The organism is Phyllobacterium sophorae, from assembly GCF_003010965.1.
GTDB lineage: Bacteria > Pseudomonadota > Alphaproteobacteria > Rhizobiales > Rhizobiaceae > Phyllobacterium > Phyllobacterium sophorae.
Genome location: NZ_PGGM01000010.1, coordinates 111,403 through 137,921, shown reverse-complemented (window position 1 = coordinate 137,921; position 26,519 = coordinate 111,403). Strand labels below are relative to the sequence as shown.

Below are 26,519 nucleotides of genomic sequence, written 5' to 3'. Positions count from 1 at the left end.
CATGACCGCCATGGCGGCTGGCGCTCTTGCACTGCCGCGCTCGCTTTTGGCCGCCGGCGGCCAGCGGCCAAGCCTCAACATCGCAGTCCAGGACCTGCGCACGATCCTGGAGCCTGTGGCCAGTTCTTCCATCGCCAACGTCTCCTGGCGGGTGCAGTACAGTATTTTTGATCAGCTGCTACGGACCGACTACAACGACAATTTCCGCCTCAACTTCGCTCTGGCGACATCGTTGAAGCAAATCGACGCGAAGACCCACGAGATCGTCCTGCGAGACAATGTGAAGTTCCACGACGGATCCACGATGACGGCTGATGACGTGGTGTTCTCGCTTGGCGTGGAGCGGTTGCGCGGCGACAAGGCGCCGGGTGCAGCGGTGGTTGCCAACTTCCTCTCTTCACTGGCCAACGTGCAGAAGGTCGACGATCGCACGATCCGCCTGTTCACCAAGACGGAAGATCCTGTCTTCGCAAACCGGCTCGGGGCATGGGGCACCCAGATCATCAGTGCGAAGGCATGGAAAGCCGCCGCGAGCTACGACGCATGGGCGGCAAAGCCGATTGGCACCGGACCCTACAAGATCGGTGATGTGCGCAGCGGCGACGAAATCACCCTGGTCGCCCATGACGAATATTGGGGCGGCCAGCCGCCGTTCGCCTCCATCCGCTTCAAGCGGCTGCCCGAGATCGCCGCGCGCATCGCCGGCCTCAAAGCCGGAGACTACGATATCGTCACCGACATTACGCCGGACCATATCTCGGAGATTGAGGGCGTCAGTGGACTCACCGTCACCGGGGGCGAGGCCATGTGGTTCCGCTTTCTCACCTTCGCCCCGCTCAAGACGCCTGTCCTGAAGGATGTGAACCTGCGCCGCGCACTCGCCTTCGCGATCGATCGGGAAGGCCTGGCTGACGGTCTCTGGAACGGCCGCGCAAAGGCGCTGACCAGCTGGCAGTTGCCGATCTTCGGCGACATCAATGATCCCGAGCGCAAGGGCGTGTCCTACGACCCGGCTCTCGTCAAGGAGCTGCTGGCCAAGTCGTCCTACAAGGGCGAGGAAATTCCCTATCCGACCGTCGGGACCTACTACCCGATGCAGCTTCCGGACAACCAGGCTCTGGTCGAGATGTGGAAAGCCGCGGGCATCAACGTCAAGCTGATCATGTGCGAGAACTGGGATCAGGTCGGCAATATCGGCGGCATCAACGACACGTCCGGCGGCGCCTTCTACGCCGATCCTGTCTCCATGCTCTGGCAGATCATCGGTCCGACCAACGACCTGCAGGCCTCGGGCGGCTGGACCAATGCCGAGTTCAACGCGCTCGGCAACCAGCTTGAGACAACGCTGGACCTCGCCAAGCGCAAGGCCGCATTCAAGCGCATGCAGGACATCGTCGAAATCGACGACCCCTGCATCACGCCGCTACACTCCATGCCGTTCATCTACGGGCAAAAGACGGACCTGGCCTTCACGCCCAATCCATTGCCGCAGATGTGGCTCGGCCCGAACTTGCCGTCCGAGCCTGTGGTGTGAACCCGATGCTGAATACACCTAACGCGAACAGCGCGGGAGCCGCGCTGTTCGCCAGCCAGGACGTCGCCGGTCGCCGCAAACGACCTGTTCTCACGGTCAACGGCCTCATCGTATCCTTCAACGGTGTCGCCGTGCTCCAGGGTGTGGACCTTGCCGTTGATAAGGGCGAGGCGATCGGTATCGTTGGAGAGTCCGGTTGCGGCAAGTCCGTGACGTGGCGTGCGGTGCTTGGCCTCCTGCCAAAGTCGGCCAAGGTCATGGGCGAAGCGCGTCTGGATGGTTTCAACCTGGTTGGGGCCAAAAGCTCCGTCCTCGATCGGGTGCGCGGCGGCCGCATTGCGATGATCTTCCAGGATCCCGCAAGTGCGCTCAATCCTGTCCATCGCATCGGCGCCCAGATTAGCGAGGCACTTTTCCTGCATCGCGGCCTCACGGGCGCGGCAGCGCGCGCAGCGGCGCGACGGTTGTTGGACCAGGTTGGCATTCCGGATGCGCAGAGCCGGCTCAATGCCTATCCGCACGAACTCTCAGGCGGACAGAACCAGCGGGTGATGATCGCCATCGCGCTGGCTGGTGAACCCGAGCTCCTGGTCGCCGACGAGCCGACGACGGCGCTCGACGCGACCGTGCAGGCGCAAATCCTGCTGCTCCTCAAGGACATCCAGCGCGACACCGGTATGGGGCTCGTCATGATCAGCCATGATCTTGCTGCCGTGGCCGCCGTGTGTGACCGTGTCTGCGTCATGTATGCCGGCCGCCTCGTCGAGGAGGCGCCCACGCCTACGCTTCTGAACACGCCGCAACATCCATACACGCGCGATCTCATTGGCGCGATCCCTCCCTCGGACGGCCCGCGTGTCCGTTTGACCGCCATCCCGGGCGCCCCGCCGCATCGCGTCTTGCCGTCAGGCTGCGCCTATGCGCCACGCTGCCGAAGTGCTGATGGCGCATGCGCCATGACGAGGCCGGACATGCGGGCGATATCGGCGAAGCACGTCGTCCGCTGTATCCGCGTCGCTGATGGTGCATGTCAATGACGCTTCTGCAGCTCGAAAAGGTCAGTCGTCGATATCCGATCGGCAACACAGTTTTTGGATCGCGGAAATCTCTGACCGCTGTCGACCAGGTGTCGCTCGAGGTCAAAAAGGGCCAGACGACCGGTGTCGTCGGCGAGTCAGGCTGCGGAAAATCCACCACGGGACGTCTGGCGCTCGGCCTCGAACAGGCCGACAGCGGCCACGTCCTCTTCGAAGGCAAAGAGCTTGCAGCGTCGGGCACACGCGAATGGCGTTTAAGGCGCCAGCGCATGCAGCTTGTCTACCAGGATACGCTCGCCGCGCTTGACCGGCGGATGACGGTCGGTGATCTGATTGCGGAGCCTTTGGTCATCCATGAAATCGGCGACCGGCCAAGCCGTCGACAGCGCGTGCTCGATCTCTTGCAGGCCGTTGGCCTTGGCGAGCATCACCGCGCACTTTATCCGCATCAGCTTTCCGGCGGGCAGCGCCAACGCGTGGTGCTGGCGCGTGCGCTTGCGCCAAGCCCCTCACTTCTTGTTTGCGACGAGCCGGTCTCCGCACTCGACGTCTCCGTCCAGGCGCAGATCGTCAATCTGCTCGTCGATCTTCAACAGGACCTTGGGCTCGGTATCCTGTTCATCAGCCATGACTTGAGGGTCGTTCGCCATGTCAGCGACCGCATCGTCGTCATGTATCTCGGCCAGGTGGTCGAGGACGGGCGCGCCGACGCCGTCATCGATCAACCCTTGCATCCCTATACGCAGGCGCTCGTGTCGGCAATGCCGAGACTGCCGGGCGGCTTCGATCATTATCTGCCCTTGCCGGGCGAGCCGCCAAGCCCCACTGAGCGGCCATCGGGATGTCCATTCCATCCACGCTGTGATCGGGCGAAGGATATCTGCCGGCAGACGCCGCCTGAACTCCTCACCCTCGGACCAGAACGGCGGGTCGCCTGCCACTTGGTGTCAAATCCATGACAAGCTTGCTCCCTTACATCGGCCCGAAACTCCTGCGTGCCGCGCTCTCGATCATCGTGGTCGTGACGCTCACATTCTTCGTGCTGCGCGCTTCAGGAGATCCGGCCCTGCAGATTCTCGGGCCCGGCGCGCGCGCCCCCGATCTTGCAGCCTTTCGCCAGCAATGGGGACTGGATCAGCCCCTCTACGTTCAATATCTTCGTTATCTCTGGGGCGCGCTGCAGGGCGATTTCGGCAACTCGATGCTGGCCGGCAAGCCCGCCGCGGAGCTTGTGCTCGAGCGAATGCCGTTGACATTGGCCTTGATGCTGCCGGCGCTCGCGCTCAACGTCCTGATCGGTATTCCGGTCGGCGCCTATGCGGCCATGCATCGAGACAGCTGGATCGACCGGTCGGTGATGATGCTGACCGTGCTCTGTTTCACGGTTCCAAGCTTCGTGCTTGGCTTGCTGTTCATCCTGATCTTTTCGGTGACGTTCGGCCTGTTCCCGTCGGGCGGGGCCGATAAATGGCAAAGCTTTGTCCTGCCGGTGCTGACGCTTGGCACAGGCGGCGCGGCAGTCATTGCGCGTTTTACGCGCAGCGCCATGATCGAGGTTCTCTCACAGCTCTACATTGTTGCCGCCAGCGCCAAGGGCGTCACCTGGCGCCAGGTCATTTACCACCACGCTTTTCCGAACGCCATCATTCCGATCCTCACCTTGTTGGGCCTGATGCTGGGCGGGCAGGTCGCCGGCGCGGTGCTGGTCGAAAACGTCTTTGGCTGGCCGGGAATTGGCCAACTGCTCGTCATTTCCGTCGGCAACCGCGATCTCGCGGTCGTGCAGGTCATCCTCCTCCTCGTGGCGCTCACCATGACGTCGGCAAATCTGACGATGGATCTCTTGTACGGCGTCGTCGATCCCCGGCTGAGAAATGCGCGCCAGGGATCACACTGAGGACGCCACATGCAAAAGAAGTTACAGATTGACCTTTCGACGCTGCTTGCATCGCTTTGGCTTTGCCTCATGCTGCTGACAGCAGTGACCGCGCCGCTGATCGCTCCGCATGACATCACCGCCATGGACCTGCGCCACCGCCTGTCGCCGCCTTTCGGGTTCGGCGGCACGGTCGTTCACCTGTTCGGCTCCGACGATCTTGGCCGCGATGTCGCGTCGCGCCTCTATTACTCGATCCGCACCAGCCTGCTCATTGCCTTCGGCGCGACCGTCATCAGCGTCCTCGTCGGAACCGCGATCGGCTTCATCGCCGCCTACTTCAAAGGGATCGTCGAGCATTTCCTGCTGCTGCTCATCGACGTTCAGGCGTCGCTGCCCTTCCTCATCGTCGCGCTGGCGATGCTGGCGTTCTTCGGCAACTCGCTGCCGCTGTTCGTGGCGTTGATGGGCCTTTACGGATGGGAAAGGAATGCGCGGCTCGCGCGCGGGCTTGCACTTGCAGCCGGCTCTCAAGGGTATGCGGGGGCGACCCGTCAGCTCGGCGCTCATCCCTTGCGCATCTATCTCCGTCACATTCTTCCCAACAGCGCAGCAACGCTTCTCGTTGCGGCAACGGTGACGTTCCCGGAGATCATTCTCGTCGAAAGCGGCTTGTCGTTTCTTGGGCTCGGCGTCCAGCCGCCGATGACCAGCCTCGGCGTCATGGTCGGCACTGGCCGCGAATACATCACGCGCGCGCCCTGGATGTTGCTGGCCCCGAGCATTGTCATCGTGCTGACAGCCGTCGCGGTCAGCGTTTTGGGCGACTATCTGCGCGACAAACTCGATCCCACCCTAACGTAACGGACGTTTACCATGCAGAAGAAACTGATTTCCATTCTGGTTGACGGCGTCAGCGCCGATACTTTTGAAAAGCATGCGCATCGGCTGCCCAACATGCGCCGGCTGGCGGAACGGGGCTTGCGCGTTCGCCGCCTGAAATCAACAGTTCCCGCCACCTCGGTTCCCGGACGGGCCACGATGTTGACCGGTGTTGGTCCGCAGGTCCATGGTATTTATGGCAACCACATCTTCAGTGGCGACGCCTTCGTGACGCCGCTGGCCGAAGACCTGCTGGCGCCGACGATCGCAACCCATGCCAGCCGCGCCGGCCTTGATGTTGCCTGCATCGGTCATGCATTGATCCATCCCAAGGACGCATCGGTCTATGTCTCGCCCTGGTGGCTCCGCGGCTACATGACAGGTAGTCGCTTCAGCAAGATGGTCACGCCGGAAGCGTTGGCGGCGTCACGCGCGATCCACGATCCTGAAGACAGGCTCGCCCGGGCCGGGCTGACGGAGATGGATGCGTTTAAGGATGCGGCCGACGGCGGGGCTCCGCATCTGATCTCGGGCCTGGCGCTCGACCAGTTTCTCAACCGCGCAGTCGTTGCCTTGCTCGGCTCCGACCGGGCGCCGGATCTGTTGCTGACGGAGATCGAGATGCCGGATGCGTTCCAGCATTATCTCGGCTACGACAGCCCGGCGGGGATCTGGTCGGTGGAGTTCGCCGACATGCTGATCGGCAACCTGCTCGCCGTCCTGGAGCGCACCGGGCGCAGCGACGATTACGTCATCGCGGTCGCCAGCGATCATGGTCATGGCCCGGTCGATACCGCCATCTTTCCGGAAGCCATCATACCCGACATGAACTGGATGACGGAAGGCGCGAGCCTCTACGTTTCGCTCAAGACACCCGGCGATCTCGAGAGAGTGGCCGAGCGGCTTTTGCCATACGGTGTCGAGCTCTGGCAAGACCATCACGTGCCGGAAAGCCTGCGCGGTAGGGTGGCGATGTTCGTCGCTCCACCCCGGCATTCGTTCGAAGAGCGGCCCAGTGATGCGTCCGGAAGTGATGCATCCGGGCCGCTCCTGGCGACGGGTCGTCCGCAGCTCATCTCGACCCACGGTTTCCGACCGGGCAGCCCTGAGGACGATCGCATGTTCATCCTTTCGGGCGCCGGCATTGCCCCGCAAATCATCGAGGAGGCGGATGCCGATCAGTTCACACCGACTCTCGCGCGCGTGCTCGGCTTGCCGTTGCAGCCTTACGCCGGACCGTCCCTGATCACAGAAGAGAGCCACCCATAGTGCGGCGCCCGCAATCGTGAACTGCACCTGAAATAAATCGAAGAAGATATCCAATGTGCTTACAAATCTCCAATGCGCGAATCGTGTGCGAACATCATGTCGCAGACGCTGGCCTCACAATCCGCGACGGTCTCATTCACTCTTTTGAACGGGACGGGTCCCCGAAAGCGGAAGCCATCGACTTAGAGGGCGACTTCCTGCTGCCCGGCCTGATCGACCTGCATACCGACAACGTCGAACACTTCATGCAACCGCGGCCCAGTGTCCAGTGGCCATCGTCCCTTGCTGCCGTGCTTGCACACGATTGGCAGCTGCTCGGCAGCGGTATCACGACGGTGCTCGATGCGCTCGCGCTCGGCGACTACGACAGCGGCGGCGCCCGCACCGCCATGCTGAATGAGGCAATCGACGGGCTCAGCCGGGCCCGTGCGGCCGGTCTTCTGAGAACCGATCACTATTTCCACTTCCGTTGCGAGCTCTCCGATCCGGCCCTCCTGTCGATCGTCGAGCGGCACATTGATAATCCCGGCCTGAGATTGGTCAGTATGATGGATCACACGCCCGGCCAGCGGCAGTGGCACAATCTGACGCTCTACCGGGAGTTCCGCCGCAAGAAGAATGCCCGGGTGTGGACAGAGGAAGAATTCGCGCACTACATCACTGAGCGCCGCGAGCACCAGCAGCAATATGTCCCGCCGGGCCGTTCGACCATCGGACACCTCTGCCGCGAGCGCGATATCCGCATCGCCAGCCATGACGACACGACAGCCGCGGACGTCGACGAATCGTTCACTGATGGCATCACGATCAGCGAGTTTCCGACGACGGTCGAGGCGGCGCGGCGCGCGCGCGAACGCGGCATGAAGATCGTCATGGGCTCGCCGAACATCATTCTCGGCGGCTCGCATTCCGGCAATGTCAGCGCAATGGAGCTTGCCGACCAAGGGCTCCTCGACGTGCTCACCTCCGACTACGTGCCCGGCAGCCTGCTGCATGCCGCGTTTGCGCTCTCGGCGGAAGGCTTCGATCTCCCGGAGGCGATTGCCATGGTGACGAAGAACCCCGCCGACCTCATCGGTTTTACCGATCGCGGCCGCATCGCGCCGCGCATGCGCGCCGACTTGATCCGTGTGCGTCTCATTGAGGGCGTGCCGGTGATCCGCAACATCTGGGTCGCCGGTCGGCAATATCTTTAACGGTGCAGAGGCGCCAAAGGAAACAAACCAATGAACTCAAAAACGAGGATCGAAGCGGAGCAGGCCGCCATCGCACAGCGCTCCGACTGGCTCGGCATTCTGTCGCGCAGTATCGGCAGTGAGCTTGAGGAATTGGCCGTGCCATTTGCAGCCGGACTGGCGTTTGAATGGCTGAGAGTGCCTGATGTCGGCCTGGTCATGGTGCGTGGTCGCGCCGGCGGCACGGGCAACGTGTTCAATCTCGGCGAGATGACGGTCGCCCGCGCTTCGATCCGGCTTGCAGACGGCACTGTCGGACACGGTTACGTCCAGGGGCGCGACAAGCGCCAGGCGGAACTTGCGGCAATCATCGATGCGCTGTTGCAGCATCCGGACCACTATCAAGAGATCATGGCAAAGGTGATCGAGCCCCTGCGGCAACGAGCCGAAGCACGGCGCCTCGCAAAAAGCCGCAAGGCCGCGGCCACCAAGGTCGAGTTCTTCACCATGGTTCGCGGGGAGGACCCGGCATGACGGTCATATCTTCAGCACCATCCATGCGTCCCGTCTCCTCCGGCGGCACTTCGCTGAAGCCCGGCTTTGCCGATCCGGTCTTCGACGCGCAAGGAGTGTTTCGCGCGAGCCTCGTTGCGACGGCCTATCCCGGCCGCATCGTACCGCTCGACCGCACCTTTGCGGCGCCGCGGCCCTTCTCACCGGCAACCGCGGCGCTCTGCCTGACGCTCCTCGATTTCGAGACGCCAGCCTGGCTCGACCGGCAGGCGCAATCCGGCGAGGCGGCAAGCTGGCTACGCTTCCATTGCGGCCTGCCGCTGATCGACGAGACCGCAACGGCCCGGTTCGCGATTGTCACCGATCCTCTCAACCTGCCGCGCCTCCATGAATTCGCCTCCGGCGAAATCGAATATCCCGACCGCTCGACCACCCTGGTGATCCAGGTCCAGTCTTTCACAGACGGACCCGATACGACCTGGACCGGTCCCGGCATCAAGGAGAGCGCCGGGGTTGCCATCGACGGGTTGCCCTCGTGGTTCTGGTCCGACTGGGATCTGAACAGCGAACTCTATCCGCGTGGCGTCGACGTGATTTTCACCTGCGGCAATGCCCTGATGGGCCTGCCGCGCACCATCAAAGTGGAGGCGTAAATGGCCTATGTCGCCGTCAAGGGTGGGGAACAGGCCATCCTCAACACCCATAAACTGATCTCGGAATCCCGCCGGGGCAATCCGGATCTTGCCGAACTCACGCTCGCCCAGATCAGCGAGCAGTTCGCCCTTGCCGTCGATCGGGTGATGACGGAAGGGTCCGTCTACGATCGCGAGCTTGCCGCGCTGGCGCTCAAGCAGGCACAGGGCGATGCGGTCGAAGCGATCTTTCTGCTCCGCGCCTATCGCACTACATTACCGCGGATCGCGCTGTCGGAGCCGATCGACACCGCGAAGATGACGATCCGCCGCCGCATCTCGGCGACGTTCAAGGACATCCCTGGCGGCCAGGTGCTGGGACCGACCTACGACTATACGCATCGGCTTCTCGACTTCGCGTTGGCGGCCGAAGGTCTCGAACGGCCGAATGCGGAGCTTGCGCGCGAACCGCTCGACGGCGCCACGCCGCGTGTGATCGACCTCCTCGATAGCGAGGGCCTAATCGAGGCGGAAAGCGACGATCGTGCGGGCGAGTGTTTCGATCTTACCCGCGAACCGATGCGCTTTCCGGCCGGGCGCGACCAGCGTTTGCAGAACCTTGCACGCGGCGACGAAGGCTTCATGCTTGGGCTCGCCTATTCGACTGTCCGCGGTTATGGCGGCGCGCATCCCTTTGTCGGCGAACTGCGGGTCGGCGAAATTGAGGTCGAGATTGTTCCTGAGGAGCTCGGGTTCCCGATCGTCGTCGCCGAGGTCACCGTCACCGAATGCCAGATGATCAACCAGTTCCGCGGGACGGCTGCCACGCCGCCGCAGTTCACACGCGGTTATGGTCTGGCCTTCGGCCATAACGAACGCAAGGCCATGGCCATGTCGCTCGTCGACCGGGCGATGCGCGCCCGCGAACTCGGCGAGGACGTGCGTTACCCGGCCCAGGACGAGGAATTCGTGCTCTCCCATACGGACAATGTCGAGGCGAGCGGCATGGTCTCGCATTTCAAGCTGCCGCACTATGTCGATTTCCAGGCCGAGCTGGCGCTCGTCCGGCAATTGCGGGCCGAACACGCGGTCACCCGGGCTGAAGCACAAATGAAGGAGGTCGCCGAATGAGCGCCGGCACGACGATGAACCACAGCGACAACGGTTACAACTTCGCCTATCTCGACGAGCAGACGAAGCGGATGATCCGCCGTTCGCTGCTGAAGGCCCTGTCCATTCCGGGCTATCAGGTGCCTTTCGGCGGTCGCGAAATGCCGCTCGCCTATGGCTGGGGCACCGGCGGCATTCAGGTGACGGCGGCCGTCATCGGGCCCGACGACTGGCTGAAGGTGATCGACCAGGGTGCCGACGACACTACCAATGCCGTCTCCATTCGCCGTTTCTTCCAGACGGTCGCCGACGTCGCCGTCACCGAATCCACCGAAGTCGCGACGATCATCCAGACACGCCACCGTATTCCGGAGACACCGCTCAAGGAGGGTCAGGTACTCGTCTATCAAGTGCCTCAGCCCGAACCCCTGCAAAAGATCGAGCCGCGCGAGACCGAGACCCGCAAGATGCATGCCTATGCCGAATATGGCGCCATGCAGGTGACGCTCTATGAAGACGTCGCCCACTTTGGCCGCATCGCCAAGACCTACGACTATCCGGCCATAGTCAACGGAAGGCACCTGATGTCTCCATCACCGATCCCGAAGTTCGACAACCCGAAAATGGAAAACAATCCCGCAATCCAGCTGTTTGGCGCCGGCCGCGAAAAGCGCATCTACGCCGTTCCTCCCTACACCTCCGTCAGAAGCCTCGACTTCGACGATCATCCCTTCGAGGTGCAGACGTGGAAAGGCTCATGTGCGCTCTGTGGTTCGACGACCAGCTATCTCGACGAGATGATCACCGACGACCGCGGTTCCCGCATGTTCGTGTGCTCGGACACCGACTTTTGCAACACCCGCCAGGCCGAGGCGGCTAGCGCACCGGACGACAAGGCGGCAGGAGAAGACGCATGACAGCGAGTGCGCTCCGCAAACCCGCCCCTAAGCCACCGCTTCTTGAAGTCTCGGGCCTCTCTAAATCCTATGGCACTCAGGTTGGTTGCAGAGACATCTCCTTCGCGGTACGGCCCGGAGAGGTGCTCGGTATCGTTGGCGAGAGCGGCTCCGGCAAATCCACCCTGCTTGCCTGCCTGTCCGGACGCTTGCAGCCCGATACCGGCTCGATCAGCTATGACATGAAGGATCGCGGGCCGGTCGACATTCTGACGCTCTGCGAACCCGAGCGGCGGCGGCTTGCCCGCACCGACTGGGGCATCGTCCACCAGAACCCGCGCGACGGGCTGCGGCTCGACGTCTCGGCCGGCGGCAATATCGGTGAACGCCCGATGGCGCTCGGCGCCCGCCACTACGGCAACATCCGCACTGAAGCTCAGGATTGGCTGCAGAAGGTCGAGATCGATCTTGCGCGCACCGACGATAGGCCCCGCACCTTTTCCGGCGGCATGCAGCAGCGCCTGCAGATCGCCCGCAATCTCGTCACCCGTCCCCGGCTCGTCTTCATGGACGAACCGACCGGCGGGCTCGACGTCTCGGTCCAGGCACGCCTGCTCGACCTGTTGCGCGGGCTCGTGCGCGAGCTCGGCGTCGCCGCGATCATCGTCACCCATGATCTCGCCGTCGTGCGCCTGCTCGCCGATCGGCTGATGGTCATGCAGCGTGGCCGTGTCATCGAGGAGGGTCTGACCGACCAGGTGCTCGACGATCCTCATCATCCCTATACCCAACTGCTCGTCTCCTCCGTCCTGCAGGTTTGAGACTTAAGGACAACTCATGACCATTCGTTTGCACGCCAAGGGCTTGACCAAGACCTTCACGCTCCACACACAGGGCGGCATCGTCCTGCCGGTCTTCGACGACGTCGAACTGACGGTAAAGGCCGGCGAATGCGTCTGCTTGCACGGGCCGTCCGGCGCCGGCAAGTCGACGCTGTTGCGTTCGCTCTATGCCAACTACAAGCCGGATGCCGGGCAGATCCTGGTCAAACACCTTGGCCAGACCGTTGATCTTTTGGCGGCCGAGCCCTGGGAGGTCGTCGAGATCCGCCGCAGCACCATCGGCTATGTCAGCCAGTTCCTGCGCGTCATTCCACGCGTCGGGGCCCTTAACGTCGTCACTGAACCGGCCATCGCCAACGGCATGCCCGCCGCCGAAGCGACAGCGAAAGCACAAGAATTGCTCATGCGGCTCCATATTCCGCAGCGCCTGTGGTCGCTGGCGCCCGCCACCTTTTCCGGTGGCGAGCAGCAGCGCGTCAACATCGCCCGCGGCTTCATCGTGGATTACCCGGTCTTGCTGCTCGACGAACCGACCGCATCCCTCGACGCCGCCAACCGTGCGACCGTCGTTGATCTGATCAACGAGGCGAAATCGCGCGGCATCGCCATCGTCGGTATCTTCCATGACGAGGAAGTTCGAGAAGCCGTTGCCGACAGGCTCTTCGAGATAGGCAACCAAACGGCCACAAGGACTGTGCCGGCTGTTGCCCTGGCGGAGGTGTTGAGTTGATGTCCGAACAATGCGGTCCTCGCTACGCCATCTACTACACACCGGCTCGGGAACATCCACTGACCGTAGCAGCGAGTTCCTGGCTTGGCCGCAATGCCTTCAGCGCTGATCCTGTCGGGGACGCTCGTCCGGAAGCGGAGGTCCGTTTAACCGCAGAGCCGCGCCGCTATGGTTTTCATGCCACCCTCAAGGCACCGTTCCGGATGAGAGAAGGCGCCTTGGTCGAGGACCTGGAACAGGCGCTCGGCAGGTTTGCCGCCTCACGGTCCCCTTGTCCGATCGGGCCTTTGCGTATCGATCTTCTCGGCGGCTTCTTCGCGCTCGTTCCCGCCAGTCCCATTCCAACTTTGCGCGGTTTTGCAACGCACATCGTTGAAGAGTTCGACCAATTCCGCGCGCCGATGAACGCGCCGGAACTGCAACGGCGGCTGCAAAGTCCGCTTGATGAGACAGAGACTGCCCATCTCGTGCAATGGGGCTATCCTTATGTGCTTAATCGCTTCCGGTTTCATATGACGTTGACCGATCGTGTGCCGGAAGACCGGCGCGCGGCAACGCGGGCGCGCCTGGAGGAAATGTTCGAACCGCATCTCTCTGAAGACTACCGTATCGATACCCTGTCGCTTTTCGTGCAGGAACACCGTGACGCCGATTTCGTGGTCCGATCGCAGTTCGCGCTGAAGACCCGCACACCCCTCAAGTCGGCGGTATGATGCCTATGGAAGTCCGAGGCTGCCTTGTGCTTGTCGTTGGCCCCAGTGGTGCGGGCAAGGACACGCTGATCGACTACGCGCGCGGCCGGCTTGAAAATGATCGGCGCGTTCATTTCGTGCGCCGTGTTATCAGCCGGCCGACTGCGGTCGGAGAGGACCATGAACCTGTCGACGATGACGAATTCCGGCGGCGGGTTATCAAAGGTGCCTTTGCGCTGCATTGGCAGGCGCACGGCCTATCTTATGGGATACCCTCGGATATCGACGCGTGGCTGAAGCGTGGCGATGTCGTCATCGCCAACGGCTCCCGGGCCATTCTATCCGAAGCGCAAGAGCGCTACCCGCAACTGCTCGTCGTCAACGTCACCGCACCGATGGAGGTATTGGCAAAGCGCCTGGTCGAACGGGGACGTGAAAATCTGGAGAGCATCAGGCAGCGTCTGCTGCGGAGCAAGCAGCAAAGCATCGAAGGTGACGATGTGCTGCAGATCGATAATTCGGGTGCGCCGGAGGTTGCCGGCGAGCGCCTTCTGGCGGTGCTTATTGCACGAGATGGCAGAGCGAAATGAGGCGAGTCATGGTGGGGACGCGTCCCCCATTCGGGCTCTGCCATCTGCGCTATTTCCTGGCGGGCGGCCGAGCATGGCAGCTTCTGCAAGGCAGGTAGCGCGCGTACCCGGAGGAAGGATCGGATGGCTGGCGGCCTGCTGCCGCAATCGCATCGAACAAACGGTTTCCCCCCTCCGCTAACCGGTCTCTCGTTCAATCGTATGCGCTGTCTGTTCCCTGATGCTCGTCATGCGTCGTCCCACAAGAGCGCCTTGTTTGAGAATATTTTGTCTGGATAGTAGCGAAGTTCGGGCTTGGATTTCTTCTTTATCTCACGGCTCTTGTTAGTGTTCCTGCGCGGCAGCGTGTGCGCTGTTTTGTTTCAAAGGATCCTCCCATGTCCAATCCGACCGTCGTCGGCCTTTCCGGCAACTTCCAGCGCCCATCAAAAACACGATCACTTGTCGCCAACGTGGTCAGCCGGATCAGTCATCAATATGGGCTTGCTTCTGAAGTTTTCGATCTGGTTGATTTCGGTGACAGCCTTGGCGCGGCCCGCTACGCCAAAGATCTTGACGCTCCCTCAACACACATTGTCGAGAAGATTCTGGCGGCTGACGTCCTTGTGGTCGGAACCCCGACATACAAGGGCAGCTACACGGGACTTTTCAAGCACTTCATCGATCTACTCGATCCGCTGGCCCTGCAGGGCAAACCCATTCTCCTGACCGCCACAGGAGGCAGTGACCGGCATGCGTTGATTATCGAGCACCAGCTGCGACCGCTCTTCGGCTTCTTCACGGCACACACATTGCCGACGGGTGTTTTTGCTGTCGATCGCGACTTTCTGGACTATGAAATTGCAACCGCCCACATCAACGCCCGGATCACCCAGGCCGTAACTGAAGTTCGGCCTTTTGTGACAGCAGAGAGGTCCATCGTCGCGAGCGCTGCGGAGTAATGGGATCAATCTCTTCGCGTCATATGTGTGTGAAGAAACTGGAGCATTATCTTGCGAAGCGGCGTGGAACCGGAATGTCATAGGAAAGTTTTTAGCGCATGATCAATGCATTCCCGCCAGTTACTATCGAAGCCGCCCGCCTGGGCAAGCCAATAAATATCTGTTCCGTCACACAAGCAGCCGAGTTTCTGCTTATGAAATGGCCGATACATGACGGACCCAAATTAAAGATTGCCCGCCAGTTGTGCTTTGACGCCCTCGAAGGGAAAGTGAGCGCTGCGGATGCGCGTTCGGCATTCATTGGTGCCGCGAAAGAAGCCAACATCTTCCACGACTATCTGAAAAAGAGCGCTTAATCAGCATTTCCGTGGTCTCGTCTGAGCCGGTTCATTGCAGCCGATTTCCCAGAGCGACCGTGGTTTGCAGCGTGCTGGAGAGCATTCGGATGACTGCGGTCACGGGCTAAGGCCAGTGCCGTGTCCGCCATGTTGACAGAGATGTCACGATCCATTGGGCCGGATTTGGGCGCCTGCACCTTCGCGTGGTTCATACGTCGGTTCGCTCGGTCACACATTGCATCCACGCTGATGGGCCAACGGAAATTGGACGGCATTCAAGTTAGCCTTAGCCATACATTTAAATCGTCGCTGCCAAATAAACGCATCAGCCGTTTCACGTCAGGCGTTCATTTTGGAATGTCTTTCTTTTACGGAGGCCGCCAAATCCTTAATCTCCAGTAAATCGGTATAATAAGGCAATGTGGTATGCAGCGCTTAAAAATTCTGGGTTTGTCAGGCAATGTCCGCCGGCCATCGCGCACGGCATCCCTTGTCCGGGCAATTACCGCGGCGATTGGAAAGCAATTCGATGTTGATGGCCGGGTTATTGAACTCGCCGATGCGGCGCCGGTCCTTTTCCGTGCTTTAAGAACAGATCAACTGGACAAGGCTGGCCGCGATATTATCGATGCCCTTGAAGCGGCAGATATCCTCGTCGTCGGCTCGCCTGTGTACAGAGCCTCCTATACGGGTGCTTTCAAGCATCTGTTCGATCTTGTACACTTCCGCGCATTGACGGGAAAACACGTCATCCTTGCTGCCACCGGCGGCACGCAGCTGCATGGATTAGTTACCGAACACCAGCTCCGTCCGCTCTTCGGCTTTTTCAACGCCCTGACAATTCCAACAGCGGTCTATGCGACTGAGGCCGACTTCACCGGGTACGATCTGACAAATCCCGACGTCGCGAAACGCATCGATCGTTCGGTGACGGAGCTCGCTCAGCTGTTTCGTCGTGCCGATGCCAATTCCGGCAACAGCCGCACAAGTGCGCAGCGGGAAGTTGTTTTGGCGCAAACCTGATTTCATTTTGAAGGGGAATTACATGTCACAGATAAAAAGAGAGCCGGTTAAATTTGCCTATTGGGTGCCGAACGTATCGGGTGGTCTGGTCATTTCCAATATCGAACAGCGCACGAGCTGGGATATTGATTACAATCGCAAACTGGCCCAGATCGCCGAAGCCAACGGTTTTGACTATGCGCTGAGCCAGATCAGATTCACAGCCGGTTATGGTGCTGACAATCAGCATGAATCCGTGTCCTTCAGCCACGCGCTGCTGGCAGCGACGACGAAATTGAAAGTGATTGCTGCCCTCTTGCCGGGACCCTGGAATCCGGCGCTGGCGGCGAAGCAGATAGCAACCATCAACCATCTCACCAACGGACGTGTTGCAGTCAATATAGTCAGCGGCTGGTTCCGGGGTGAATTCGCAGCAATTGGCGAGCATTGGCTTGATCACGACGAGCGCTATCGGCGCTCGGAGGAGTTCATCCGGGCGCTGCGTGGAATCTGGACAGAGGACAGTTTCACGTTCAAGGGCGATTTTTACCGGTTTAACGAATACTCGATGAAGCCGAAGCCGATTGATCCACTACCGGAAATTTTCCAGGGCGGCTCCTCTCGGGCTGCACGCGACATGGCGGCGCGTGTTTCCGATTGGTATTTCACGAACGGCAATACGCCAGCGGAAATCAGGAAGCAGGTGGATGACATCCGTGCCAAGGCTGTTGCCAACGGTCATTCGGTCAAAATTGGCGTGAATGCCTTTGCGATTGCCCGCGACACGGAAGCGGAAGCCCGCACAGTGCTGGACGAGATCATTGCCAAGGCCAACCCGGAGGCTGTGCAGGGTTTTGCCGATCAGGTGAAGAATGCCGGCAAAGCCTCCCCGGAAGGCGAGGGGAACTGGGCCAAGTCGTCTTTCGAGGATTTGGTACAATACAATGACGGCTTCCGCAGCAATCTCATCGGCACGCCAGAACAGATTGCCGAACGCGTGATCGATCTCAAGAATGCTGGTGCGGACCTCATCCTTCTCGGCTTCCTGCATTTCCAGGAAGAGGTCGAGTTTTTTGGCAAGCATGTGATCCCGTTGGTCCGGAAACTTGAAGAGGCGGAAACGGTTACGGCAGTGGCAGCCGAATAATCCACAAACGACCAAGGCCGGCAGACCTGATATGTCAGCCAAACTAAGCGCTGTATCGTCGTCCGTATCATCCGGTCTGCGAAGGGGATTTTGCGCTCTGTCGTATCGATTTGATCAAACGGGAAATGGGCCTGGAGAGACGCAGAAAATGCATTCGATAAACTACCTTCACGAAGGTCCCGCCACCGTTGCCTTTCGGGAGCCGGTGGCCGCTCCGGAAATCGAGTTGTTAAGGCAGGTCCAGCCCCAGCAGCAAGCGGATACTATTCTTGGTCTGGAGGGGATCAGCCTCTCCTTTGGCGGCGTCGTTGCACTCCACGATATCGACCTCACTGTGCGATCGGGCGAAATACGCGCGATTATTGGTCCCAATGGTGCCGGCAAAAGCTCCTTGATCAATATCATCAGTGGCGTTTATAGGCCCGATCGCGGCCAGGTCCGGATCGGGGCCAATCGCTTCGCGCGGGTGCCGACCCAAAAACTTGCTCACCTTGGAATTGCGCGGACGTTCCAGAATCTTGCGCTGTTCAAGGGATTGAGCGTCATCGACAACGTCATCTCCGGTCGAGCATATAAGGTCCGTTCGACCTTTCTCGCGCAGGTACTGGGACTTGGTCTCTCGCGCCGCGAAGAGTTAGATGCCCGCGAACGTGCGGGCCAAATACTGGATTTCCTCGATCTTACCCACGTCAGCGATCGTCTGGCAGGCACTTTGCCCTATGGATTGCAAAAGCGCGTCGAACTCGCACGCGCGATGGTCGCGGAACCGGCGATCCTGCTGCTTGATGAGCCGATGGCTGGAATGACCGCTCCAGAGAAAGCCGAGATGAGCGAATTCATTCGCGCCGCCAACCGGCAATACGGCACGACAATTATCCTCGTTGAACATGATATCGGCGTGGTCATGGGCCTGTCCGACCATATTGCCGTTCTCGACTATGGTCGCAAGATCGCCGATGGCACGCCTGAAGAAATCCGAGCGGATCAGGGCGTGATTGATGCCTATCTCGGCGTCGCTCCCGAAAATATCGATGGCGGGGGGATCTGATGGTTGAGTTCGATTGGCTTTTCTTCTTCGAGGTACTGATTGGCGGCCTGCTCTCAGGGGTGATGTACTCCCTCGTTGCGATCGGTTTTGTGCTGATCTACAAGACTTCGGGCGTCTTGAATTTTGCTCAAGGGGCGATGCTGCTTTTTGCGGCACTCACCTTCGTCAGCCTGGTGGAAAGAGCTGTCCCATTTGCGTTGGCGCTGGCGATTACATTTGTATTGATGGTCGCCATCGGGATTGCAATCGAGCGCGTTGTTCTTCGGCCTCTAACCAACAGATCGCCGATGACACTCTTTATGGCCACTCTTGGACTCTCCTATATCATCGAGGGTGCGGCGCAGCTGATATGGGGAACGCAGGTTCACGGCCTCGATCTCGGCATAGAAGATATCCCCTTCGACTTTGGCGGCATTTTCATCAGCCAGTTTGATCTCTTTGCTGCCGCTGTCGCAGCCAGCATGGTAGTTCTGCTGTCGATTTTCTTCCGGTACACCCGTGTCGGGCTCGCCTTTCGCGCAGTCGCGGATGATCAGTTTGCTGCTCTCGCAATCGGATTGCGCTTGCCATGGATTTGGGCAACCGTCTGGGCCGCCGCGGGGCTCGTCGCGCTGGTTGCCGGTTTGCTCTGGGGCGCAAGGCTGGGCGTGCAATTTTCGCTGTCTCTTGTCGTGCTGAAGGCCCTGCCGGTTTTGGTTCTGGGCGGTTTCGATTCCATTCCGGGAGCTATTGTTGGCGGGCTCTTGATTGGAGCCGCGGAGAAGCTTGCCGAAGTCTATATCGGGGAATATGTCGGCGGCGGCATTGAAAGCTGGTTTGCCTATGTCGTCGCACTTGCCTTCTTGCTGGTGCACCCCTCCGGTCTTTTCGGACAAAAGCTGGTGGAAAGGGTGTAGGCAATGACCGCAATCGCTTCCGAATTTTCCTCATCCCATCGGATTCCGGGATGGCTCCCCCCAGTTCTGCTGCTTGGCGTGGCCTATCTCATTGTTCCCTTCATCGGCACAAGCTATCTGTTCGAAGCCATCCTGTTGCCATTCCTGGCTTTGAGCCTAGCTGGAGTGGGGCTCAACATTCTGACCGGTTATGCCGGCCAGGTATCGCTCGGCAGCGCAGCATTCTTGGCGGTGGGTGCCTTCGCCGCGTATAATTTCAACCTTCGCGTCGAGGGGTTGCCGCTCATCGGCAGTATCATTCTGGCGGGGCTTGCTGCTGCTGCAATCGGCATTGTTTTTGGCCTGCCGAGCCTTCGTCTCAAAGGCTTCTATCTCGCTGTATCGACCCTTGCAGCACAATTCTTCGTGCAATGGGCTCTGACGAAATTCAGTTGGTTTTCCAACGATTCCGCCTCGGGTGTGATCGATGCGCCCGCACTGTCGATCGCAGGCATTGCATTCAACGGAGCCGTCGGGCGCTACCTGTTCTCGTTGACGGTCGTAACCCTGCTTACCTTCCTTGCTTATCGGCTGGTGTCCTCCCAATCAGGGCGCAATTTCATTGCCGTGCGCGACAATGAAACGGCAGCGCGGATCATCGGCGTTCCCGTCCTGAAGACGAAACTCCTGGCCTTTGCCATATCGTCTTTCATTATCGGCGTCGCGGGGGTGCTCTGGGCTTTCGCTTACTTGAGAACAGTGGAGCCTGCAGGGTTCAATCTCGACCGATCATTCCAGATCTTGTTCATCATTATCATTGGCGGGCTCGCATCCATTCGCGGCGCGTTTTTCGGCGCTGCCCTCCTGGTGATCCTGCCATTGGCTCTTTCGAGGCTCGGTTCGTTTTTGCTCGGAGACGTTTTTAATTCGGGCGTGCTCGACATGAGTCAGCGGATCGTTCTGGGTGCCTTGATCATTCTGTTTCTTATTCTGGAGCCCGACGGTTTGGTGTCGCTTTGGGACAGAATTCGAAAACGATCTGCCGCCGTCTTTGGACGGATGTGATCGATACCGGAGCCTGACGGTTCCCTGCAATAAAAACTGCCTAGCCATCGACATCCGACCGGCAAATTTCTCCGGTCAACGAGAGGAGTGTATCCAGAAATGACGATTTTCAACAAACTCAAAGTCGCTGCGATTGCAGCAGGACTGAGCCTTGCCATCGCGCTGCCGGCAGCCCATGCGGACGAGCAGTATTTTCCGCTGCAAAGCTACCGTGTCGGGCCCTATGCGGCCGGCGGCACCGGCTTCTTTGGCGGGTTCATTGACTACCTCAATCTCATCAACACGCGCGACGGCGGCGTGAATGGCGTCAAGCTCACCTGGTCGGAAGGCGAAACGCAGTACGAAGTGGAACGCGGCGTCGAGGTCTACGAGCGTCTTAAAAACAATCCCGGCGTCGCTGCCTGGAATCCGCTATCCGTCGGCATCGCCTACGCGATGATCGACCGCATCACCCAAGACAAGGTGCCCTTGATCACCATCAATCACGGCCGTACCGATTCAACGGATGGGCGCGTCTTCCCTTACGTCTTCCCGCTGTTGCTCAATCCCTATAGCGAGACGTCAGGCATCGTCAATTATATCGCCTCCAAGGAAGGCGGGCTGGAAAACCTCAAGGGCAAGAAGCTTGTCGTGCTCTATCACGGCTCACCCTATGGCAAGGAAACCATTCCGATCTACGAACTTCTGGCGAAGAAATATGGCTTCGAACTGCAGCAGATCGAAGTGCCGCATCCCGGAAATGAACAGCAGGCGCAATGGCTGACGATCCGCCGTGCGAAACCCGACTACGTGGTGCTGCGCGGATGGGGAGTGATGAACCCCGTTGCCTTGAAAAGCGCAGCCAAGGTTGGCTTCCCGGTTGATCATATTGTCGGCAACGTCTGGTCGAACTCCGAAGAAGATGCCATTCCGGCAGGGGAGGCCGCGAAAGGCTATACCGCCATCACCACACAGGCATCCGGCGCCGAATATCCTGTGGTCAAAGAGATCATCAAGACACTCTATGACAACGGCAAGGGCAACCTTGAGGACAAAAGCCGCATCGGCTCGGTCTATCATAATCTTGGCATTGTCAACGGGATCCTGAATGTAGAGGCTATCCGCATCGCTCAGGAAAAATTCGGCAAGCGGACGCTGACGGGCGACGAGGTGCGTTGGGGTTTCGAGCATCTCCAACTCGATCCGGCACGCGTCGAGGCACTGGGTGCCAAAGGCCTGTTCCATTCGATCAATGTCACCTGGGACAACCACGAGGGCAATGGCTACGTCACCTTCCAACAGTGGGACGGCAAGAAATGGAATGTCGTCTCGGATTGGATAGCTCCGGACTGGACCCTCCTTCGCCCGATCATCGAGAAGTCTGCCGAAGCCTACGCAGCAGAAAAAGGTATCAAACTGCGCACCTCCGAACAGGCCGAAGCTGCAACCAACTGAAGCCAAGTCGAACCGGGCAGCGCCGCTCCCCGGTTCGACTACCGTTGCTTCAACCCAACCTCAGGAGATGATCCTATGGCGCACAATAGCTCTCTGCTTGCTGTCGATGGTGTCAGAGCCACTTACAACCATGCCATCACGGCATTACACGGGGTGAGCCTGACCGTCGGGCACGGCGAAATCGTTGCACTCCTCGGAGCAAACGGTGCGGGGAAGACCACAACGCTCAAGGGGATCTCGAACCTGCTTCCGGCCGAGCGGGGGCAGATCACAGCCGGCTCCATCACCTTCGACGGACGTGACGTGTCTGCCATCAGCCCGGCAGATCTCGTCCGGTCCGGCCTCGTACAGGTGCTGGAAGGCCGTCATTGTTTCCGCAGCCTGACGGTGGAGGAAAATCTCATCACCGGTGGGATCGGCCGGAGCGCCAGGCGGGCAGAAATTGCCGATGATCTGGAAAAGATCTATGCGCATTTTCCGCGTCTTAAAGAAAAGCGCCGGACACCGACTGGCCTGACATCAGGCGGCGAGCAACAGATGACAGCAATCGGCAGGGCGCTGATGTCACGTCCAAGGCTGCTGGTGCTCGATGAGCCATCGATGGGCCTTGCACCACTGATCGTGCAGGAGATTTTCAAGACGCTCCGCCGGCTTAACCGGGAAACCGGTCTCGCCATCCTGGTCGCCGAACAGAATTCCACGATTGCGCTCAAATATGCCGACCGCGCGACGATCCTTGAAAACGGTATGGCCGTCTTGAGCGGCGCGGCAGACGAGCTTCGCGATAACGACGACCTAAAGAACTTTTACCTTGGCCAGAAGACCGCGCCATTCGCCGCTTCTGCACCCGTGCACCCTGCGCCTGCAGTTGCCATCTGAACCCATATCGAAAAGGAGAAAATCCATGACCATTTCCAAAGTCAACGTCGACAATGCTGCTAAAGCGGTCCCGCCGGTTCCCCGGCTTGCTGAGCCCGCTCACATTGTCACCAGTGATGCCGAGGCACTAGTCATCGCGCGGACATTGGCAGAGACATTTGTAAAAGAGTCCGCGCAGCGTGATCGCGAACGGATTTGGCCTGTTGCCGAACTTGATGCGTTCTCGCAGAGCGGGCTCTGGTCAATCAACGTTCCGAAAGAATTCGGGGGTCCCGAGGTTTCCTACGCGACACTTGCAAAGGTGATTGAAATCATTTCCGCCGCGGATTCCTCCATTGGTCAGATCGCCCAGAACCATCTTGGCGTTGTGGCAGCGATCCGTACCGTTTCGGATCCGGATCAGCAGAAGCTCCTATTTGCCGAAGTCCTCAAGGGGACGCGGTTCGGCAATGCCTTTTCTGAATTCGGGTCAAAGCGCGCGGCCGATTTCGAGACGCGGTTCACCGATAAAGGCGACCATGTCATCGTCAACGGCCAGAAATTTTATTCTTCCGGAGCGTTGTTGGCCCATCTGGTTCCGATCGTCGCCCTCGATGACGAAGGTCGAGCCTGGTATGCGATAGCCGAACGCGATGCGCCAGGTCTGACTGTCATCGATGATTGGTCAAGCTTCGGTCAACGCACCACACTGTCCGGAACAGTGATCCTGGACAATGTCAAAGTGCCGAAATCACATTTGGTGCCCGGCTACAAGGGCTACGACAAGCCAACCGCGGATGGTGCTATTTTCCAGATTATTCAGGTGGCTGTCGATACGGGTATTGCCCAGGCGGCGATCGATGAAACAGTGAATTTCGTGCGGACGAAGAGCCGTGCCTGGGTCGACAGCGGTGTCGATCATGCTTGGGAAGATCCCTATACGATCCAGGCGGTTGGTGATCTCACTCTGCGTCTGCATGCGGCGCAGGCGCTTCTGGAAAAGGCGGGCTACGCGATCGACCGTGCCGTATTGAACCCGAATGCAGAAACAGTTGCCGAGGCCCAGATTGTCACGGCAGAGGCCAAGATATTGTCGACCGAGATAGCCATTGCCGCCACAAACAAGCTTTTCGAACTGGCGGGAACCCGCTCAACGCTGGCCGAGCACAATCTGGATCGGCATTGGCGCAATGCCAGGACCCATACCCTGCATGATCCCGTTCGTTGGAAATATGCAATCCTTGGAAATTATTTCCTGAACGGCGAGACCCCCCCGCTTCACGCCTGGAGCTGAACGACTCAATTCGACACACTTTGCGAAAGCTAAATTTTGAGGGCCGGAATGGCCCTCAACCCTTTCTCCGAGCGGCAGTCTGTTTGTCCTGAAGGGCTTCAAGGGCTCTTTCTCGGACACGTTCGGCAATGAATTCGGCGTAACGGGTGACTTCCGGCACGCCCATCAACTCGCCGAAGGTACCACGCGCCAGCGGCCCACCAATGAAGAGATTGTCGATAATCTCTTCCTTCTTGCCAATTGCCTGGCCGGTTTTTGCCGCATGAAGGCCAAGCCCGACAGGGTCAGACGCAAGCAGTCCTTGATTGAACAGCGACTGAACTGCGGGATTGCTTTGGGCAATTGCGGCATGGGCAGGGCCTGTGGTGATAATGATGGCGTCGAAGCCGATGTTTTCAATGTTCTGGGTGAAACGGCGTCGATACGAGACCGTAAAGCGCCTGCTCGTTTCGTGCGCTGAATGCAGTGAAGCTGCGAGAATTTGAAGCGTGCCTTCGCTCAAACGGCGATCGAGCACATCCTCCACTTGTGGCGCAACGCGAAAGCGGTGGACATCCCAGAGCGCCCGCAGATGCCGAACCAGTCGGCGTCGCTCGTGGGAAGGCAATGCAGTCCAGATGGCCGGTGCTTGATCGCGCAGGGCATCAAGGACGGGGTGCCAGGTCAAGCTCTTGTTCTGCGCTTCCTTTAATACCTGACGCACTGTCTTCAATAAACTGAACGCGGTTTCATCATACCCAAAACTGCCGAATGGCTCATTTGCCTGTGTGGCGTGTCCACGAGAGCGATAACCGTGACGCGAGAGCGCGACGATGGCGCCGCGATGCCCGTTTTTGTCAAGCGAGGCGATCACGTCGGCGGCGGTCAGGCCAGTGCCAACGACAAGAACCGCATGGTCCTGTTCGATTTCTTGGTGCGCATTCTCCGCATAGGGGTCGGCTATGAAGCGAGGCGAGCCAATCAAGGGTCGCAAGGCATTGGGGATGGAGGGGAGCGGGTGGGTGGTGGCGACGACGACAATGTCGGCGTCGACGTTCTTTTCGTCGGTCAGGGCAATCGAATATCGCGCGCCGACAGGTGTGATGCTCAATGCCGTTGCACGCTCGTGCCGAATACGGCCCGTCTCAAGGAAAGGTTCGACATGGTTGCGAACATAGCGACCGAATACCGAACGCTGCGGGAATTCATCGCCCTTGGTCGTCCGCGCCAGGACGTCTTCGGCGCTGGTGGCGTCGTCTGCCAGCCACCGGGTAAAATGCTCCGGCTCCGCAGAGATCATCGTCATTTTGGCGGCTGGCACATTAATCCGGTGGGCCGGATCCTGACTTGAATAGGCCAAACCACCGCCAAGCCGCTGCCTCGGTTCAATCACGACGATCTCGACATCACTGCGCCGTGTCTGTGCCGCCAGATGATAGGCAATGGCGGTTCCGGAAAAACCGCCGCCGATGATCGCAACGACGACTGCTGTCACGATTGGCTTGCCCTCAAGCTTGCCGGGCGATGGTCCCCGGCGACAGTTTCGCCAAAGGGTCCCATATTGACTGACGTCGGGCGCGATTGAATTTCATGGTCGAGCGGCAAATTTGGAAGCACCAGCTCGCCAAAACGATAGGCCTCTTCCAGATGAGGGTAACCGGACAGGATAAAGGTGTCGATGCCAATCCGCCGATACTCGTCCAAGCGTTCTGCCACTGTTGCCGCATCGCCAACCAGAGCAGTTCCCGCGCCGCCGCGCACCAGCCCGACACCGGCCCACAGATTGGGGCTGACTTCGAGCTGGTCACGGCGCCCGCCATGCAGCTGGCTCATGCGTGACTGGCCGACCGAATCCATGCGGGCAAAGACTTTCTGCGCCGCGGCGATGGTGTCGTCGTCGAGCTTGCTGATGAGCTTATCCGCCGCGGCCCAAGCCTCTTCGTTGGTCTCACGCACGATGACATGCAGACGGATACCGAAACTGACCCTACGTCCAGCTTTTTCAGCCAGAATGCTGACACTGTTGATCTTTTCAGCCACCGCCGCGGGCGGTTCGCCCCAGGTCAGATACTTGTCGATCTGTTCGGCAGCAACAGCGTTGGCCGCTTCGGATGAGCCGCCAAAATAGAGCGGCGGGTGCGGCCTCTGATGCGGCGGAAAGAGCAGCCGCCCATCCTCGATTCTGAAATGCTTTCCGGTGAATTCCACGGTCTCGCCGCGCAGCACAGCTTTGTAGATATCGAGGAATTCGCGCGTTACCTCATAGCGTTCATCATGCGAGAGGAAGATGCCGTCACCCTTGTTCTCGACCGGATCACCGCCGGTGACGACATTGATCAGCAATCGCCCTTCGGAAATGCGATCGAGCGTTGCGGTCATGCGCGCTGCCAGCGTCGGGGATTGCAGGCCGGGACGCACGGCAACCAGGAAGCGTAACCGCTCGGTCAGTGGTGCTAGAGCCGAGGCGACAACCCAGCTGTCCTCGCAGCTGCGGCCGGTCGGCAACAGCACACCATAGTAGCCGAGTGTATCGGCCGCCTGCGCCACCTGTTTGAGATAGGGAAGGTCAACGGCCCTGCCACCCTCCGAGGTGCCGAGATATCGGCTGTCGCCGTGCGTGGGCAAAAACCACAGAACCTTGATTTTGTCTGAAACAGCGATGGTCATCGTCAATCCTATGGGTTCAGGAAGCAATCTTGTGTGAGGTGAGCGTGGAGTTGAGCGAGCGGAACGAGACCATAGAGATTATCCTTGTAAATT

27 protein-coding genes are annotated in these 26,519 nt (G+C 59.7%); 25 read left to right on the top strand and 2 right to left on the bottom strand.

The features are described from left to right. Position 1 precedes the first annotated feature (1 nt). The 25 genes from CU103_RS20205 (at position 2) to CU103_RS20085 (ending at position 23,780) form a co-directional block, all read left to right on the top strand. Positions 2-1,534, top strand: coding sequence for an ABC transporter substrate-binding protein (locus CU103_RS20205; RefSeq protein WP_245448901.1), 1,533 nt, complete (start codon positions 2-4; stop codon positions 1,532-1,534). 5 nt (positions 1,535-1,539) lie between these two features. Then, positions 1,540-2,571: an ABC transporter ATP-binding protein gene (locus CU103_RS20200; RefSeq protein WP_106665834.1), complete on the top strand. Its 1,032-nt coding sequence runs from the start codon at positions 1,540-1,542 to the stop codon at positions 2,569-2,571. Further along, the gene (locus CU103_RS20195) at positions 2,562-3,530 is read left to right on the top strand and encodes an ABC transporter ATP-binding protein (RefSeq protein ID WP_170117078.1); all 969 of its coding nucleotides are present in this window, start codon (positions 2,562-2,564) and stop codon (positions 3,528-3,530) included. The genes CU103_RS20200 and CU103_RS20195 overlap by 10 nt, the downstream gene beginning before the upstream one ends. Beyond that, positions 3,527-4,468, top strand: coding sequence for an ABC transporter permease (locus CU103_RS20190; RefSeq protein WP_106665832.1), 942 nt, complete (start codon positions 3,527-3,529; stop codon positions 4,466-4,468). The genes CU103_RS20195 and CU103_RS20190 overlap by 4 nt, the downstream gene beginning before the upstream one ends. A 9-nt stretch (positions 4,469-4,477) precedes the next feature. Next, the gene (locus CU103_RS20185) at positions 4,478-5,311 is read left to right on the top strand and encodes an ABC transporter permease (RefSeq protein ID WP_106665831.1); all 834 of its coding nucleotides are present in this window, start codon (positions 4,478-4,480) and stop codon (positions 5,309-5,311) included. 12 nt (positions 5,312-5,323) lie between these two features. Beyond that, a complete protein-coding gene (locus CU103_RS20180; RefSeq protein WP_106665830.1) occupies positions 5,324-6,598 on the top strand; it encodes an alkaline phosphatase family protein in 1,275 nt (424 codons plus the stop codon). A 53-nt stretch (positions 6,599-6,651) separates the two neighbouring features. Next, positions 6,652-7,794, top strand: a complete 1,143-nt coding sequence (locus CU103_RS20175; protein ID WP_106665829.1) for an alpha-D-ribose 1-methylphosphonate 5-triphosphate diphosphatase — start codon at positions 6,652-6,654, stop codon at positions 7,792-7,794. A gap of 30 nt (positions 7,795-7,824) precedes the next feature. Further along, complete coding sequence (gene phnG, locus CU103_RS20170) at positions 7,825-8,307, top strand: phosphonate C-P lyase system protein PhnG (protein ID WP_106665828.1); 483 nt, start codon at positions 7,825-7,827, stop codon at positions 8,305-8,307. Then, positions 8,304-8,939, top strand: a complete 636-nt coding sequence (gene phnH, locus CU103_RS20165; protein ID WP_106665827.1) for a phosphonate C-P lyase system protein PhnH — start codon at positions 8,304-8,306, stop codon at positions 8,937-8,939. The genes phnG and phnH overlap by 4 nt, the downstream gene beginning before the upstream one ends. After that, a complete protein-coding gene (locus CU103_RS20160) occupies positions 8,940-10,049 on the top strand; it encodes a carbon-phosphorus lyase complex subunit (RefSeq protein ID WP_106665826.1) in 1,110 nt (369 codons plus the stop codon). Next, positions 10,046-10,945, top strand: coding sequence for an alpha-D-ribose 1-methylphosphonate 5-phosphate C-P-lyase PhnJ (locus CU103_RS20155; protein ID WP_106665825.1), 900 nt, complete (start codon positions 10,046-10,048; stop codon positions 10,943-10,945). The genes CU103_RS20160 and CU103_RS20155 overlap by 4 nt, the downstream gene beginning before the upstream one ends. Beyond that, complete coding sequence (phnK, locus tag CU103_RS20150) at positions 10,942-11,745, top strand: phosphonate C-P lyase system protein PhnK (RefSeq protein WP_106665824.1); 804 nt, start codon at positions 10,942-10,944, stop codon at positions 11,743-11,745. Before CU103_RS20155 ends, phnK begins: the two co-directional genes overlap by 4 nt. Before the next feature lie 16 nt (positions 11,746-11,761). Next, positions 11,762-12,496: a phosphonate C-P lyase system protein PhnL gene (gene phnL, locus CU103_RS20145; RefSeq protein ID WP_106665823.1), complete on the top strand. Its 735-nt coding sequence runs from the start codon at positions 11,762-11,764 to the stop codon at positions 12,494-12,496. Then, positions 12,496-13,209 carry a DUF1045 domain-containing protein gene (locus CU103_RS20140; protein WP_106665822.1) on the top strand — a complete coding sequence of 238 codons (714 nt, stop codon included), beginning with the start codon at positions 12,496-12,498 and terminating at the stop codon, positions 13,207-13,209. The genes phnL and CU103_RS20140 overlap by 1 nt, the downstream gene beginning before the upstream one ends. A 5-nt stretch (positions 13,210-13,214) precedes the next feature. Beyond that, entirely contained in the window at positions 13,215-13,778 is a 564-nt protein-coding gene (gene phnN, locus CU103_RS20135) for a phosphonate metabolism protein/1,5-bisphosphokinase (PRPP-forming) PhnN (RefSeq protein WP_106665918.1), read from the top strand. Positions 13,779-14,155: 377 nt separating this feature from the next. After that, positions 14,156-14,719 (top strand): FMN reductase, encoded by a 564-nt coding sequence (gene msuE, locus CU103_RS20130; RefSeq protein WP_106665821.1) that lies wholly within the window; start codon positions 14,156-14,158, stop codon positions 14,717-14,719. A 98-nt stretch (positions 14,720-14,817) separates the two neighbouring features. Then, on the top strand, positions 14,818-15,075 hold the full coding sequence (locus tag CU103_RS20125; protein ID WP_106665820.1) for a DUF982 domain-containing protein: 258 nt from the start codon (positions 14,818-14,820) through the stop codon (positions 15,073-15,075). A gap of 408 nt (positions 15,076-15,483) precedes the next feature. Next, complete coding sequence (msuE, locus tag CU103_RS20120; RefSeq protein WP_106665819.1) at positions 15,484-16,080, top strand: FMN reductase; 597 nt, start codon at positions 15,484-15,486, stop codon at positions 16,078-16,080. Between the two features lie 22 nt (positions 16,081-16,102). Further along, positions 16,103-17,206, top strand: coding sequence for a dimethylsulfone monooxygenase SfnG (gene sfnG, locus CU103_RS20115; RefSeq protein ID WP_106665818.1), 1,104 nt, complete (start codon positions 16,103-16,105; stop codon positions 17,204-17,206). A 148-nt stretch (positions 17,207-17,354) separates the two neighbouring features. After that, on the top strand, positions 17,355-18,254 hold the full coding sequence (locus CU103_RS20110; protein WP_106665817.1) for an ABC transporter ATP-binding protein: 900 nt from the start codon (positions 17,355-17,357) through the stop codon (positions 18,252-18,254). Further along, positions 18,254-19,150 carry a branched-chain amino acid ABC transporter permease gene (locus CU103_RS20105; RefSeq protein ID WP_106665816.1) on the top strand — a complete coding sequence of 299 codons (897 nt, stop codon included), beginning with the start codon at positions 18,254-18,256 and terminating at the stop codon, positions 19,148-19,150. Before CU103_RS20110 ends, CU103_RS20105 begins: the two co-directional genes overlap by 1 nt. A 3-nt stretch (positions 19,151-19,153) precedes the next feature. Continuing rightward, positions 19,154-20,194, top strand: a complete 1,041-nt coding sequence (locus CU103_RS20100) for a branched-chain amino acid ABC transporter permease (RefSeq protein WP_106665815.1) — start codon at positions 19,154-19,156, stop codon at positions 20,192-20,194. Positions 20,195-20,293: 99 nt separating this feature from the next. Next, on the top strand, positions 20,294-21,628 hold the full coding sequence (locus tag CU103_RS20095; RefSeq protein WP_170117077.1) for an ABC transporter substrate-binding protein: 1,335 nt from the start codon (positions 20,294-20,296) through the stop codon (positions 21,626-21,628). A gap of 75 nt (positions 21,629-21,703) precedes the next feature. Next, positions 21,704-22,507 carry an ABC transporter ATP-binding protein gene (locus CU103_RS20090; RefSeq protein WP_106665813.1) on the top strand — a complete coding sequence of 268 codons (804 nt, stop codon included), beginning with the start codon at positions 21,704-21,706 and terminating at the stop codon, positions 22,505-22,507. 25 nt (positions 22,508-22,532) lie between these two features. Continuing rightward, positions 22,533-23,780 (top strand): SfnB family sulfur acquisition oxidoreductase, encoded by a 1,248-nt coding sequence (locus CU103_RS20085; RefSeq protein ID WP_106665812.1) that lies wholly within the window; start codon positions 22,533-22,535, stop codon positions 23,778-23,780. Positions 23,781-23,835: 55 nt separating this feature from the next. On the opposite strand, the gene CU103_RS20080 is transcribed toward CU103_RS20085, so the two are convergent. Beyond that, on the bottom strand, positions 23,836-25,254 hold the full coding sequence (locus CU103_RS20080; protein ID WP_170117076.1) for an FAD/NAD(P)-binding protein: 1,419 nt from the start codon (positions 25,252-25,254) through the stop codon (positions 23,836-23,838). Continuing rightward, positions 25,251-26,426: an FMNH2-dependent alkanesulfonate monooxygenase gene (gene ssuD, locus CU103_RS20075; RefSeq protein ID WP_106665810.1), complete on the bottom strand. Its 1,176-nt coding sequence runs from the start codon at positions 26,424-26,426 to the stop codon at positions 25,251-25,253. Before ssuD ends, CU103_RS20080 begins: the two co-directional genes overlap by 4 nt. Positions 26,427-26,519 lie beyond the last annotated feature (93 nt).